The 13053-nt window shown below is 72.4% G+C and carries 13 protein-coding genes and 3 tRNA genes; 11 read left to right on the forward strand and 5 right to left on the reverse strand.

Annotated elements, in window-relative coordinates; translation table 11 throughout:
* Positions 1-27 precede the first annotated feature (27 nt).
* A complete protein-coding gene (locus tag DEI91_RS01020; protein ID WP_181439419.1) occupies positions 28-1329 on the reverse strand; it encodes a M23 family metallopeptidase in 1302 nt (433 codons plus the stop codon).
* A 314-nt stretch (positions 1330-1643) separates the two neighbouring features.
* Between DEI91_RS01020 and DEI91_RS01025 the strand changes: the two genes are divergently transcribed.
* The 3 genes from DEI91_RS01025 to DEI91_RS01035 all read left to right on the forward strand — a co-directional run bounded on the left by DEI91_RS01025 (position 1644) and on the right by DEI91_RS01035 (position 1930).
* Positions 1644-1716: transfer RNA gene (locus tag DEI91_RS01025), tRNA-Glu, on the forward strand.
* Positions 1717-1779: 63 nt separating this feature from the next.
* A tRNA-Asp gene (locus DEI91_RS01030) sits at positions 1780-1856 on the forward strand.
* A 1-nt stretch (position 1857) separates the two neighbouring features.
* Positions 1858-1930, forward strand: a tRNA-Phe gene (locus DEI91_RS01035).
* Between the two features lie 233 nt (positions 1931-2163).
* Here the strand turns inward: DEI91_RS01035 and DEI91_RS01040 are convergent.
* The gene (locus DEI91_RS01040) at positions 2164-3174 is read right to left on the reverse strand and encodes an aldo/keto reductase family protein (protein ID WP_111050529.1); all 1011 of its coding nucleotides are present in this window, start codon (positions 3172-3174) and stop codon (positions 2164-2166) included.
* Between the two features lie 123 nt (positions 3175-3297).
* Here DEI91_RS01040 and DEI91_RS01045 point away from each other — a divergent pair, with 123 nt between their 5' ends.
* Positions 3298-4299 carry an SDR family oxidoreductase gene (locus DEI91_RS01045; RefSeq protein WP_111050530.1) on the forward strand — a complete coding sequence of 334 codons (1002 nt, stop codon included), beginning with the start codon at positions 3298-3300 and terminating at the stop codon, positions 4297-4299.
* A 332-nt stretch (positions 4300-4631) separates the two neighbouring features.
* Here DEI91_RS01045 and rocD read toward each other — a convergent pair whose 3' ends face one another.
* Positions 4632-5867, reverse strand: coding sequence for an ornithine--oxo-acid transaminase (rocD, locus tag DEI91_RS01050; RefSeq protein WP_111050531.1), 1236 nt, complete (start codon positions 5865-5867; stop codon positions 4632-4634).
* Positions 5867-6760, reverse strand: coding sequence for a dimethylargininase (gene ddaH / locus DEI91_RS01055; protein WP_111050532.1), 894 nt, complete (start codon positions 6758-6760; stop codon positions 5867-5869). The genes rocD and ddaH overlap by 1 nt, the downstream gene beginning before the upstream one ends.
* Before the next feature lie 217 nt (positions 6761-6977).
* On the opposite strand from ddaH, the gene DEI91_RS01060 reads away from it, so the two are divergent.
* The 7 genes from DEI91_RS01060 (at position 6978) to DEI91_RS16120 (ending at position 12723) form a co-directional block, all read left to right on the forward strand.
* Entirely contained in the window at positions 6978-7415 is a 438-nt protein-coding gene (locus DEI91_RS01060) for an Lrp/AsnC family transcriptional regulator (RefSeq protein WP_110825680.1), read from the forward strand.
* Between the two features lie 103 nt (positions 7416-7518).
* Positions 7519-7887, forward strand: a complete 369-nt coding sequence (locus DEI91_RS01065; RefSeq protein WP_146244155.1) for a hypothetical protein — start codon at positions 7519-7521, stop codon at positions 7885-7887.
* A gap of 32 nt (positions 7888-7919) precedes the next feature.
* On the forward strand, positions 7920-8762 hold the full coding sequence (locus DEI91_RS01070; protein WP_111050534.1) for a nitroreductase family protein: 843 nt from the start codon (positions 7920-7922) through the stop codon (positions 8760-8762).
* A complete protein-coding gene (locus tag DEI91_RS01075) occupies positions 8759-9559 on the forward strand; it encodes a YqjF family protein (protein WP_258374240.1) in 801 nt (266 codons plus the stop codon). Before DEI91_RS01070 ends, DEI91_RS01075 begins: the two co-directional genes overlap by 4 nt.
* A gap of 314 nt (positions 9560-9873) precedes the next feature.
* Positions 9874-10872 (forward strand): SDR family oxidoreductase, encoded by a 999-nt coding sequence (locus DEI91_RS01080; protein ID WP_111050535.1) that lies wholly within the window; start codon positions 9874-9876, stop codon positions 10870-10872.
* Positions 10869-11240, forward strand: coding sequence for a hypothetical protein (locus DEI91_RS01085; RefSeq protein WP_111050536.1), 372 nt, complete (start codon positions 10869-10871; stop codon positions 11238-11240). The genes DEI91_RS01080 and DEI91_RS01085 overlap by 4 nt, the downstream gene beginning before the upstream one ends.
* Positions 11241-11334: 94 nt before the next feature.
* Positions 11335-12723, forward strand: a complete 1389-nt coding sequence (locus DEI91_RS16120) for a hypothetical protein (protein ID WP_111050537.1) — start codon at positions 11335-11337, stop codon at positions 12721-12723.
* Between the two features lie 76 nt (positions 12724-12799).
* Here the strand turns inward: DEI91_RS16120 and DEI91_RS15860 are convergent, their stop codons facing one another.
* On the reverse strand, positions 12800-13012 hold the full coding sequence (locus tag DEI91_RS15860; RefSeq protein WP_146244156.1) for a hypothetical protein: 213 nt from the start codon (positions 13010-13012) through the stop codon (positions 12800-12802).
* Positions 13013-13053: the final 41 nt, after the last annotated feature.

Here is a 13053-nt window from a genome sequence, read left to right on the forward strand (position 1 = left end):
GTCAGTGCCTCCTGGCAGTGCTCGTGCTCATACCGAGATCCCCCGCGCTGCCATGAAGGGGACGGGGTCGACGGCGGCGCCGTTCACCCGGGTCTCGAAGTGCAGGTGGCAGCCGGTCGACCAGCCGGTCGAGCCGACCTGGGCGATCTGCTGTCCGGCGGTCACGTGCTGCCCCGACGAGACCATGATCCCGCCGTCGACGATGTGCCCGTAGGCCGTCGAGATGCCGCCGCCGTTGTCGAGGACGACCTCGTTGCCGTACCCACCGCCGTTCCCGGCGAAGGTCACCGTGCCGGAGGTCGCGGCGTAGATCGGCGAGTAGCAGGCCGGCGCGAGGTCGACGCCCGCGTGCAGCGTGTAGACGTGCGTGTACGGGTCGACGCGGAGGCCGTACGGGCTCGACTGGTAGCCGGCCGCGGGGCGGACCCACCCGGACGAGGCCGCGGGCACGTTCCCGGTCGCGGGTGCCGGGACACCGGGGGTCGCGGCCGGCGGCAGGGCCCGTGCCGCTGCAGCGGCGGCTGCTGCCCGGGCGGCCGCGATCCGGGCCTGCCGCGCCTTCTCGGCGCGCACGCCCTTCTCGTACTCGGCCTGCGTCGTCTCGGTCTTCGACGTCAGGGCCGCGAGCTGGGCCTCCAGACGGTCCTGGTTCGCCTGCTGGGCGGCGACCGCGGACTGCGCCTCGTCAGCCGCGTCCTGCGCGGCACGCATCTTCGCCTGGGCCCGCTCGGCGAGCTCGCCGAGCGCGTCCTCGGCGACCGCTGCCTTGTCGGCCAGCGCCTGGGCGGTGCCGCGGTCCTGACTCGCCTCGGAGTAGATGCCGTCGGCCTGCTCGGTGAGCTTCGACATGGCACCGAGTTCGTAGAGCAGGTCACCGGAGGCCGAGGGCTTGGTGAGGAGGTCCGTCGTGACGTCCTCGGCGTTCGAGCGGCCGAGCTGCGCGGCGAGCTGACCCGCCTGTGCCTCGGACGCGGCGGCGGTCTTGTCGGCCTCGTCCGCCTGCTCCTGGAGCTTCCGCTGCTCGAGGGCCTTGCGGTCGTACTCGGTCTGCGCGTCCTGGTAGGCGGTACCCGCGGCAGCGGCGGCCTTCTCCTTGGCCGCGGACGCGGACTCGAGGTCGGCGATGAGGCCCTTGATCTCCGAGACCTTGTCGGACTGTGCGGCCTGCGACTGCTTGGCGGCCTGCACGTCGGCCCAGCTCGGGTAGCTCGCAGCCGACGCGGCGCCGCTCGGCACGAGTGCGACGAGGGCGCCGGCCGCGAGGACGACGGACACCCCGGCGGCGACGAAGCGGCGGCGGGGGTGAGCGGGCGTTGAGGATGTCGTCATTGTCTCGATTTCGTAACAGTGCGGAGCGGCGCGCGTCCCACTGTCAACAACCGCAACAGTAACAACACGACCGAGCCCGGGAACACCCCCGTGGAGGGGTAGCGGCCGCCGTCGATGCTTCCACCGGTGTGGGCGTGACCGTGGGACTCCGCTCGGCTCACTTGCTGAAGGTCCGTGGAGGTCCAGCCCCCGGTGCCACTCCGGTGCCACCGGGGACCCGCGACACGCCGAAGGACGACGTCGGACGGGCTCGATTTGGCAAGAGGGCCGACCGTCCGTATGCTTGTCCATCGGTAGCGCGATGCACTGCTTGCGGCCCCATCGTTTAGTGGCCTAGGACACCGCCCTTTCACGGCGGCAGCACGGGTTCGAATCCCGTTGGGGTCACTCCTCATCGGGGGACAGCAAGCAGAACAGAACGAAACCGAAGCAACAACAGCAATTCCACATGGCCCTGTAGCGCAGTTGGTTAGCGTGCCGCCCTGTCACGGCGGAGGTCGCGGGTTCAAGTCCCGTCAGGGTCGCCACGGCTGGGTAGCTCAGTTGGTAGAGCGTTCGACTGAAAATCGAAAGGTCCGCGGATCGACGCCGCGTCCAGCCACGGTGAAGAGCCCCTCACGAGAGTGAGGGGCTCTTTTGCGTTGGTGCCGGTGTCGTGCCCCGGCCCGGTGTCGTGCCCCGGCCCGGCGCCGTGGTCGGCCCGGCGCAGCCCCGCCCCGGTGCCGTTCGGCGCCGCACAACAGGAAGCGGCTCGAACTCCGGGGTCCCGCGGTTCGAGCCGCTTCCTGTCGTGTGAAGCCGGCCGGGAGGCTCCTCCCGGCCGGGTAGCGCGGCTTACGCCTCGCGGGTCTTCGGGCTGCTGTCGTTCGTCTTCGCCGGGTCGCGCTCGACGACCGACCCGAGGGCGTCGTCGATGCGGGACATCAGCTCGGCCGGGATCTGCACCCCGGCAGCGCCGGCGTTGTCGTGCACCTGCTCCGGTCGCGAGGCGCCGATGATCGCCGACGCCACGTTCTCGTTCTGCAGGACCCACGCGACCGCGAGCTGCGCCATCGACAGGCTGAGCTCGTCCGCGACCGGCTTGAGCTCCTGCACGGCGGTGAGCACCTCGTCGTTCATGAAGCGCTCGATCATCTTCGCGCCGCCCTTGTCATCGGTCGCGCGCGAGCCCTCGGGCAGCGGCTGACCCGGCTGGTACTTCCCCGTCAGGACGCCCTGGGCGATCGGGGACCAGACGATCTGCGAGATGCCGAGCTCCTTCGAGGTGGGGACGACCTCCTCCTCGATGACCCGCCAGAGCGCGGAGTACTGCGGCTGGTTCGAGATGAGCTGGAACCCGAGGTCCTTCGCCAGTGCGGCGCCGGCACGGAGCTGGTCGGCCGTCCACTCGGAGACGCCGACGTACAGGACCTTGCCCTGGCGGACGATGTCGGCGAACGCCTGCATCGTCTCCTCGAGCGGGGTCTCGTGGTCGTAGCGGTGCGCCTGGTACAGGTCGACGTAGTCGGTCTGCAGCCGCTGGAGCGAGCCGTCGATCGACTCGAGGATGTGCTTCCGGCTCAGTCCCGTGTCGTTGTGGCCTTTCGGACCGGTCGGGCCGAACACCTTCGTGGCGATCTCGAGCGACTGGCGGCGCTCCCCCTTCAGCGCCTCGCCGAGGACCGTCTCGGCGCCGGTGTTCGCGTAGACGTCGGCGGTGTCGAACGTCGAGATGCCGACCTCGAGGGCGGCCTTGACGCAGGCGATCGCCGCGTCGTTCTCGACCTGGGAGGCGTGGGTGAGCCAGTTGCCGTACGTGATCTCGGAGACCTTGAGGCCCGAGTTGCCGAGGTAGCGGTACTCCATGTGCTGTCACTCCTGTCGTGGCCGCGTCGGTGCGGCACCGCCCGTGACGGTACGCGGCGTCGACGGTGCAGGATCGCAAGGGACGCGGTGCGCGGATGCACCGCCGGGAGCAAGGGAGCATCCATGACCGGACCGAGCGTGCTGTTCATCGGCGGGAGCGGCGTCATCAGCGCCGCCTGTGTCCGCGAGGCGGTGGACCAGGGCTTCGACGTCAGCGTGCTGAACCGGGGCACGACGGAGAAGCGGGCGCTCCCGGACGCGGTGACGCGCCTCCAGGCCGACGTGTCGGACCGTGCGGCCGTCGCGGCGGCACTGGGTGACCGCACCTTCGACGTGGTGGCGGACTTCGTGGCGTTCACGCCCGACCAGGTGCAGGCCGACATCGACCTGTTCGCCGGGAAGACCCGGCAGTACGTCTTCATCAGCTCGGCCTCGGCGTACCAGACCCCGCCGACGCACCTCCCGGTGACGGAGTCGACGCCGCTGAAGAACCCGTACTGGCAGTACTCGCGGGACAAGATCGCCTGCGAGGACCTGCTCGTCGCCGCCTACCGGCAGGACGACTTCCCGATGACGATCATCCGGCCGTCACACACCTACGACGAGACGCTGCTGCCGTTCGACGGCGGGTGGACCGTGGTCGACCGGATGCGACGGGGCAAGCCGGTCGTCGTGCCGGGTGACGGGACCTCGCTGTGGACGCTCACGCACGTGCGGGACTTCGCGGTCGCGTTCGTCGGCGTGCTCGACCGGGCCGAGGCGATCGGCGAGGCCTTCCACATCACCGGCCAGGAGTCGCCGACGTGGGACCGCATCCACCAGGAGGTCGCGGCCGCCGCGGGAGCGCCCGAGCCGACGATCGTGCACGTCCCCTCGGACGCGATCATGGCCGCCGACGCCGAGTGGGGCGCGGGCGTCGTGGGCGACAAGGCGAACAGCATGGTCTTCGACAACAGCAAGGTGCGGACGCTCGTGCCCGGGTGGGCCGCGCGGACGACGTTCCGGGAGGGCGCCCGCGAGCTGGTGGCCTGGTACGACGCCCACCCGGAGGCGCAGGTCGTCGACGAGGAGAAGGACGCGCTCATGGACCGGCTGGCCGAGGCGTACGCGCCGGGGCGCGCCTGACGCGACCGTGAGCCGGCCGGGAGGCGCGGGGCGGGCGGGCGGCGCGCCTCCCGTCGGCGGGGTGCCGGGCGCGGTGCGGCCGGCGCCGGCGCGGCAGGCGGGGTGCCGCCGGACGCGACGGTGCCGGCCGGGCACGACGCGGCGCCGCCGGGCACGACGCGGCGCCGCCGGGCACGGCACCGACCGGCACGGTGCCGACCGGCGCGGCCCAACAGCAACCGGCTCGCACCACGGACGTCCGTGGTTCGAGCCGGTTCCTGTTGTGCTTGTCCGGTCTGCGCCGGGCCCGGCGCGGTGCCGCTAGGCGCGGGCGCAGGCGCCGCGCCCGCCGCTCAGACGCCGCGCGAGGCGCGAGCGCGGAGCGCGGCGCCGAGGGCCTGCATCGCGGTGCCGATCTCCTCGTCGGTGACGACGAGCGGCGGGGCGAAGCGGATCGTCGACCCGTGCGTGTCCTTCACGAGCACCCCGCGGGCCGCGAGGTCCTTCGCGACGTCCTTGCCGGTGCCGAGCGCGGGTTCGATGTCGATCCCGGCCCACAGTCCGGCGACCCGGTGTGCGACGACGCCCTCGTCCATGAGCTCGTCGAGGTAGCCGCGGAGCACCGGTTCGCCGTCGAGCGCCCGCTGCTGGAAGGTGCCCTCGGCGAGCATCGCGACGACCTCGGACCCGACGGCCGCGGCGAGCGGGTTGCCCCCGAACGTCGAGCCGTGCTCCCCGGGGCGCAGGACCCCGAGCACGTCCGCGCGCCCGACCACGGCGGACACCGGGACGATCCCGCCGCCGAGCGCCTTGCCGAGCGTGATGAGGTCCGGCGTGACGCCGACCCGCTGCACGGCGAGGGTGTGACCGGTGCGGCCGAGCCCGGACTGGATCTCGTCGGCGATGAACAGCGCGCCGAACGCATCGCAGACCTCGCGGACCGCCGGCAGGTAGTCGGCCGGCGGGATGACCACGCCCCCCTCGCCCTGGATCGGCTCGAGCAGCACGGCCACGACGGTGTCGTCCATCGCCGCCCGGAGTGCGTCCGCGTCGCCGTACGGAACGGTGCGGAACCCCGGCGTGTACGGGCCGAAGTCCTCTCGCGCGGACGGGTCGTCGGAGAACGAGATGATCGTCGTGGTCCGGCCGTGGAAGTTGCCGCTCGCGACGATGATCGTCGCCCGGCCCTGCGGGACGCCCTTGACGCGGTGACCCCAGGCGCGGGCGACCTTGATCGCGGACTCCACGGCCTCGGCGCCCGTGTTCATCGGCAGCATCATCTCGGTGCCGGTGAGCGCGGTCAGCGCCTCGGCGAACGGCCCGAGCCGGTCGTTGACGAACGCGCGGCTCGTCAGGGTCACGCGGTCGAGCTGGTCGCGTGCGGCGGTGACCAGGCGCGGGTTGCCGTGCCCGAAGTTCACCGCCGAGTACGCCGCGAGCCCGTCGAGGTACGTGCGGCCGTCGACGTCGGTGACCGTCGCGCCGTGTCCGGACGCGATGACGACCGGCAGCGGGCTGTAGTTGTGGGCGAGGGCCCGGTCCTCCACGGCGAGCGCGGCGGCCGTGTTCGCCCCGGTCGCGCCGGGCATCAGGCGCCTCGTGCGACCGAGGTGCCGGTGCCGACCGGGTGCAGGTCGAGCGTGCAGCACTTCACGCCGCCGCCACCGAGGAGCAGCTCGGACAGGTCGACGCCGATCGGGTTGTAGCCCTTCTCGCGCAGCTGCGACGCGAACGTGGTGGCCCGGGAGGCGATCACGACGTTGTACCCGTCGGAGTACGAGTTGAGCCCGAGGATCGCGGCGTCCTCCTCGGTGGCGATGATCGCGTCCGGGAAGCGCTCGCGCAGGATCGCCAGCGACGGCTCGTCGAACGCGCTCTCGAGGTACGCGATGTTGCTCGTGCCGTCCGCCGCGGGCTCCGGGTCGAGCACGGCGATCGCGGTGTCCAGGTGGTAGAAGCTCGGGTTGACGAGCTTGAGGGTGACGACCTCGCGGCCGTACACCCGGGCGAGCTCCTCGTGGGAGGTGCTGTCCGAACGGAACCCCGTGCCGGCGTAGATCGTGTCGCCGATGAGGAGGAAGTCGCCCTCGCCCTCGTTCGTCTCCTCGGGCTCGGCGACGGTCAGGCCCGCCTGGCGGAACCAGTCCATGTACGCCGGGCCTTCGGGCTGGCGCTCCGGGTACTGGAACTTCGCGCCGTACGCGACGCCGTCGAGCACGAAGCCGCCGTTGGCCGCGTAGACCATGTCCGGCAGGCCCTCGACGGGCTCGATGTAGGAGATGTCGAAGCCGAGCTGCTCGTACACGTCGACCAGGGACTGCCACTGCTCGACGGCCTTCGAGGTGTCGGTCGGCTCCTCCGGGTGCATCCAGGGGTTGATCCGGTAGCTGACCGTGTAGTGGGTCGGCTTGCACATGAGGATGGTGCGCTTGGTGGCCGTCCGCTGCGGCGCGACGGTGGGCTGGGGTGCGGTGTTCGACACGAGGTCCTCCAGGACCGGGGCCCGAGCCTGCCAGGAACCACCACGGTGAGAGCTCCGACGAGACGCAGGCTCACTCGCCGGAGGCGGACCAGGTCGACGCCTGTCCTGAGTCTGGCACAGGAGGGCGGCCCGGCACAGCACCGACGCCGCGCTCCGGGCGCACGTTTCCTGCGTCGTGCGGGCCGGTCTCGCAAGGAGTCCGCGTAGGATCGGCACAATGGATTCGCTCGACCACCGCATCCTCGACCAGCTCCGGGAGAACGCCCGCGCGGGCTACGGCGAGATCGGCTCGGTCGTCGGGCTCTCCGCCTCCGCCGTGAAGCGGCGCGTCGACCGGCTCGTCGCCGACGGGGTGATCCAGGGCTTCACGATCAAGGTCGACCCCGCCGTCGACGACCGCGGGACCGAGGCGTGGGTCGAGCTGTACTGCCGCGGCACGGTCTCGCCCGACGAACTCCGCACGCTCCTCGACGCCGTACCCGAGGTCGTCGACGCCGGCACGGTCACCGGCAGCGCCGACGCCGTCGTGCACATGCGGTCGCGGGACCTGCCGGCGCTCGAGGAAGCGCTCGACCGCGTCCGGCTCGCGCCCCAGGTGGACCACACCCGCTCGGCCATCGTGCTGTCGAAGCTCGTCAGCCGCGGCTCCGACTGAGCCCCTCCGCCGCGACACGCGACGTCAGCGGTTCCTCGCAGCGCGACACCGCTGCGAGGAGACGCCGATGGTGCGTCCTGCGGAAGGGGCTAGGTTCGCGTCCATGGGACGGAAGACGACAGCCGGGAGGCGCGGCGGGCCTCCCGGGTCGAGCACCGCCCGGCGGATGGTCACCGCTGCGGCCGTCGCGTACGTCCTGAACTGCCTGTGGGGCACCGCCGTGGCGGTGCGCCTCATCCGCACGCGCAGGCTGCGGATCGTCCACCACGGCCTGTTCGTCGTCACCGCGACCCTGACCGGCGCCGCCGCCACGACGCCGGTCTGGACCCGGTCGCGCGCCGGTCTGTTCCTGCTGCCCGCGCTCGTCCCGCTCGCGCTCGCTCCACGGACGAACCCCCGGAGTGGAGCACACTGGAAGACCGCGGTCGCCGCGGCGCCGTCCTACCTGGGGGCGGTCCTCGCGCGGCGCTGACCGCGCCAGTCGACCGAGCCCGGAGGACAGCAGTGGAACTCATCGAGGCCATCCGGCGCCGACGCACCACCAACGGGGCGTTCCTGCCCGACCCCGTGTCCGAGGAACACCAGCGCCTGCTCGTCGAGCTCGCCGGCAGGGCACCGTCGCAGCTCAACAGTCAGCCGTGGCGGTTCGTCCTGGTCGAGGAGCGGGAGACGATCGACCGGATCGCGGACATCAGCGGCCGGACGATGACGAAGACGATGTCCGAGGGGACGTTCTTCGAGCGGTACAAGCCGTACTTCCGGTTCTCGCAGGCCGAGATGGACGAGCGCCGCTCCGGGATGCTGTTCGACAAGCTCCCCGCGCCGCTGCGCCCGTTCACGAGTCAGGTGTTCACGAAGCGCGGGCAGTTCCTCATGAACGCTCTCCGGGTGCCGCAGACCCTCGGCGAGGAGAACCGGAAGCTCGTCGCCGGGTCGCCGCTCCTGCTCGGGGTCATGCTCGACCGCGACGAGTACCGGAAGGAGGCCCGCAACGCCTTCTACTCGGTGTTCAGCATGGGCGCCGCGATGGAGAACATCTGGCTCGCCACCACCGAGCTCGGCCTGGGCATCCAGTTCGTCTCGTTCCCGATGGAGATCGAGGAGTCGTGGAACGAGGTGGAGCAGCTGCTCGAGGTGCCGCCGGAGTTGGAGCTGATGGCCGTGTACCGGATCGGGTACACCCCACCGGAGCGACGACGACCCGCGATCGACTGGGTGTCGAACGAGCGGAAGCGGCCGTCGCAGTACGTCTTCCGCGGCACGTGCGCGACGCCGCAGGAGGGCTGGGACGACGTCTCGGCGGTGGGGCACATCGAGCCCGAGGCGCCGGACGGGAGCGTCCGGTGACGGCGACCGTGCGCGCGGGTGGTGCGGCGGGCCTCCCGGGCGGGCCCGTCGACCCGGTCTCGCCGACCGCACCCGCACTGCCGGGGCGCCCGTGGATCGAGCAGGCCTGGCGGGACGTCGTCTTCGTGCACTGGCGGGTGGACGTGTCCGCGGTCGCGCCGCTCCTGCCGGCGGGTACCCGGCCGGACACCATGGCTCCCGACGGCTCCGACGACGGGGTGACGACGTGGGTGGGACTGATCGCGTTCAGCTTCGAGGACACCCGGTTCCCGCCGTTCGGGCCGCTCGGCCGGACGGGCAGCCTCGGCGACTTCCTCGAGGTCAACGTCCGGGTCTACACGCGGGACGACACCGGTCGGCGCGGGGTCGTCTTCCTGTCGCTCGACGCCGGGAAGGCTCTGCCCGCCGTCGCCGCACGGGTCGTCACCGGCACGCCGTACCACTGGGCGCGGGTCGCCCGACGGCGGACCGGCGACCGGCTCGGGTACGCGGTGCACCGGCACGGGACGCACCTGCGCTCCCGGGTGGAGGTCGAGGTCGGCGCACCGATCGTGGAACCGACACCGCTCGAGTCGTTCCTCACCGCCCGCTGGGGCATGCACGTGGGGCGGGCCGGTCGGACGTCCTGGTGGCCGAACGAACACGACGCCTGGGTCGTGCACCGGGCGAGCCTGGTCGGCGTGCACGACGACCTCGTCCGCGCCGCGGGGCTGCCCTTCGGGCTCACCGAGCTCGAGCCGGACTCGGTGCTGTACTCGCCCGGCGTCGTCACGCGGTTCGCCGGGCCACGCGCCTGACCGGCTCGGCCCGGCAGACGGGCCGGCCCACCGCCGGCGCGGCGGGGCCGAGGCTCGGCCCCGCGGACAGGTCGCGGGTTCCGGGAGGCGTGGATCGTCCGCCCAGCCGAGGCTCGGCCCGGCAGACGGGCCGGGCCCGCGGCCGGCGTGGCGAGGCCGAGGCTCGGCCCGGCGGACAGGTCGCGGGCTCCGGGAGGCGCGGGTCGTCCGGCCAGCCGAGGCTCGGCCCGGCGGCGGGCCGGCGGGGCCGGGGGCCGGGCGGACGGGGGACAACGGCTGACGACCGGCGTCGCAGCGTCCGGTAGAAGGGACGCATGACACGAGTGGCTGTGGTGACCGGCGGATCGGCAGGACTGGGACGGGCCACGGTCCGGGAACTCGCGGCTCGCGGCTGGGACGTCGCCGTGCTCGCCCGAGGAGCGGACGGCGTGCACGCGACCGTCGCCGAGGTCGAGGCCGCCGGCCAGCGTGGGCTCGCGCTGGTGGCCGACGTCGCCGACCGCCAGGCCGTCGAGGACGCCGCCGACCGAGTCGAGGCCGAACTCGGCCCGATCGACCTGTGGGTGAACGGCGTGATGGTCGGGGTGTTCGGGCGGTTCCTCGACACCGCGCCGGAGGACTTCGAGCACGCGACGCACGTCGACTACCTCGGCTTCGTCAACGGCACGCGCGCCGCCCTGACGCGCATGGTCCCGCGCGATGCCGGGCACGTCATCCAGGTCGGTTCGGCGCTGGGCTCGCGCGGCATCCCCCTGCAGGGTGCCTACTGCGGGTCGAAGCACGCCATCGTCGGGTTCACCGAGTCGGTCGTGTCCGAGCTCATCGAGCAGGGCAGCAAGGTGCGGATCAGCCGTGTGGACATGCCGGCCCTCAACACGATCCAGTTCGGGTGGGTGAAGTCGTCGCTCCCGCACCACGCGCAGCCGGTCGCCCCGATCTACCAGCCCGAGGTCGGTGCCCGCGCCATCGCCGCGACCGCCGAGCGCCCTCGTCGTCGCACCTGGGTCGGGGAGTCCACCGTCTACACGATCCTGGCCAACCGGATCAGCGGGCGCTTCGCGGACTGGTACGCGGCGAAGACACTCGTCAGCGGGCAGCAGATCCCGGACAAGGACGGCGAGGAGATCGGCGTCAACCTGTACGAGCCGGTACTCGGTGACCACGGGGCGCACGGGGCCTTCGACGAGCAGTCGCACGACTGGTCACCGCAGACCTGGTGGGTCGAGCACCGCCGGCTCGGCAACGGGATCCTCGGAGCGGCGCTCGGCGTCGCCGGGGTCGCCCTCGCCACCGCGGCAGGACGTCGCCGATGAGCCGCCGCAGCTCGGCCGGTCGGATCGGCCGCGGCGGTCCGGTCGACCGTGCCGTCGTCGTCGAGGTCCTCCGCGCCGGCCTCGGGGTGGCACACCTGTTCGGGGCACGGCGGGCGCTCGGGCGTCCGGCGGTGCTCGGACGGGTCCTCGGCGTCCGGCAGCTCGCGCAGGCGACGATCGCCGGACGCGCCGACAGCCCGGAGGCACACACGCTCAGTGCCGCTGTGGACGCCGTGCACGGGCTCACGATGGTGCCGCTCGCGCTGGTCGACCGGCAGTCCCGGCGGTTCGCGCTCCGGCAGCTGTGGATCGCGACGCTGTTGACGGTGCTCGAGATCGGGCTGGTCGGGAGCGGTCGCCGACGCTGATCCAGGCGAGCGAAAGTCAGCATCACACTCATGTGAAATACATCATTCACGTTGAGAATCCTGGAGTCCACATCACTCTCCAGGAAGGTGCACCGTGAACGTCCATCCGGTCCTCCTCGGCTCTGCCGCTGTCATCGGCACGTGCCTGCTCGCCCCGTCGTTCCTCGCCGCCCCGGCGAACGCAGCCCCGCTCGCTCCGACCGTCCGGACCGTCGCCGCAGCGGCCTCCTCCGTCGTCACCGGCGTCACCCAGGAACAGCACGCCTCCGGTGCGAAGCGCTGGGTCCGTCTGGCCGTCAGCGTCTCCGCCCGGACCGCCGTCCAGCTCCGCGATGCCTCCGGCGAGGTCGTCCAGGCGGAGTCGGCGACCCCGCGGAACGACGCCGTCTTCCGGCTCGAACCCACGGGTGCGGACACGGCCCGGTACACGATCGTCACGAACGGCGTGGAACGGACCGTCGACGTCGACTTCCACGGACTCGGCCTCAGCGCCCCGGTCGACCAGACCGACGAGCGCGGGCTCGAGCGCCTGCGCCGGGCGATCGTCGCCGGTGACACGGACCACGGGATCCGGTACCACGCCGTGCCAGGCGCTGAGGTCGCGGCGTCGGCGAACGGTCGGACCGAGACCGCGGTCGCTGGTGCCGACGGGATCGCCACCGTCCTCGTGCACTTCGTCCGCGGTGAGAACGAGGTCTCGGTGCGGCAGACCCTCGGTGCCGCGTCCTCGGACGTGGACGTGGACCACTACCTCTTCGACGGCGACGGCGACGGCGGTGGCACCGGTGGCGGGCACCCCGGTCCGGGCGACGGCGACGGCGACGGCGGTGGCACCGGTGGCGGTCACGACGGGCACCCCGACCCCGGGGAGGGCTCCGGTGACGGTCACGACGGGCACCCCGGTCCGGGCGAGGGACCCGGTGACGAGGACGGATCGACCGTCCCGTCCGACGACGCCTTCACGGTCGACGTCGACCGCACCCGTCCCCTCCAGCCCGTCGACGGGAAGGTCACCGTCGGTGGGACCGCGACCCGTGGCGAGGTGACGGTGTCCGACGTGCGGGGTGGCCCGTTGGGGACGACGACGGTCCACGACGGCCGATGGAGCATCGAGGTGCCGGTGACGGCCCCCGGCGGACTCCGCCTGCGGTTCGACCTGCGCCCGGAGCGGGGCGGCCCGATCAGCGACAGCGTCGAGGCGATCGTGCTCGTCGACTCCGCACCGAGCACCCCGTTCACCTTCGAGCGCGCGGCGCAGTACCAGCGCCACGACGGGCTGGTCCACTTCGAGGGCACCGCGCCGGAGGGCCGCGTGGTCGCGTTCCGCCTCCGCGAGAAGATCGGCGAGACCCGGGCGTCCGAGGGCCGGTGGTCGGTCGACGTCCCCCTCGCCGCCGGACGCCACGGCGTGCGGTTCCAGTTCGTCCCGGACGGCGCCGGCGCTCCGGAGGAGCAGACCGCGCTGATCGAGGTCGTCGACTGACGTCGGGCGCGCCGACACGACGGAGCCCCGCCGACCAGTTGGTCGGCGGGGCTCCGTCACGTCCGGAGGCTCAGGACTACTCGACCTCGGACGCCGGGTCCTCGGCCTCGACGCCGGTCTCGTCGAGACGGTCGCGGAGGTGGTCGGCCATCACGCCGGCACCCTCGTCGCCGTGGTCGTGCTGGACCTGCTCCACGAGGCCGTGCAGCTTGTCCTCGTTGGTGGCGTCGGTCGCACCGTCCATCATGGGTTCGGTCTGGACTCCGTTGTCGCGCTCTGCTGCAGTCATGGTCGCGACGTTACGCCGATGCGGCAGTGCCCTCACGGGGA

Origin of the sequence: Curtobacterium sp. MCBD17_032, from assembly GCF_003234855.1 — a bacterium.
Classification (GTDB): Bacteria; Actinomycetota; Actinomycetes; order Actinomycetales; family Microbacteriaceae; genus Curtobacterium.

What these genes read in the sequence shown, in the direction of transcription:
- DEI91_RS01080 (WP_111050535.1), top strand. Translation starts at nt 9,874, where the DNA reads ATGACACGAGTGGCTGTGGTGACCGGCGGATCGGCAGGACTGGGACGG.
- DEI91_RS01045 (WP_111050530.1), top strand. Translation starts at nt 3,298, where the DNA reads ATGACCGGACCGAGCGTGCTGTTCATCGGCGGGAGCGGCGTCATCAGC.
- rocD (WP_111050531.1), bottom strand. Translation starts at nt 5,867, where the DNA reads ATGCCCGGCGCGACCGGGGCGAACACGGCCGCCGCGCTCGCCGTGGAG.
- DEI91_RS01020 (WP_181439419.1), bottom strand. Translation starts at nt 1,329, where the DNA reads ATGACGACATCCTCAACGCCCGCTCACCCCCGCCGCCGCTTCGTCGCC.
- DEI91_RS01060 (WP_110825680.1), top strand. Translation starts at nt 6,978, where the DNA reads ATGGATTCGCTCGACCACCGCATCCTCGACCAGCTCCGGGAGAACGCC.
- DEI91_RS15860 (WP_146244156.1), bottom strand. Translation starts at nt 13,012, where the DNA reads ATGACTGCAGCAGAGCGCGACAACGGAGTCCAGACCGAACCCATGATG.
- DEI91_RS01085 (WP_111050536.1), top strand. Translation starts at nt 10,869, where the DNA reads ATGAGCCGCCGCAGCTCGGCCGGTCGGATCGGCCGCGGCGGTCCGGTC.
- DEI91_RS01040 (WP_111050529.1), bottom strand. Translation starts at nt 3,174, where the DNA reads ATGGAGTACCGCTACCTCGGCAACTCGGGCCTCAAGGTCTCCGAGATC.
- DEI91_RS01065 (WP_146244155.1), top strand. Translation starts at nt 7,519, where the DNA reads ATGGGACGGAAGACGACAGCCGGGAGGCGCGGCGGGCCTCCCGGGTCG.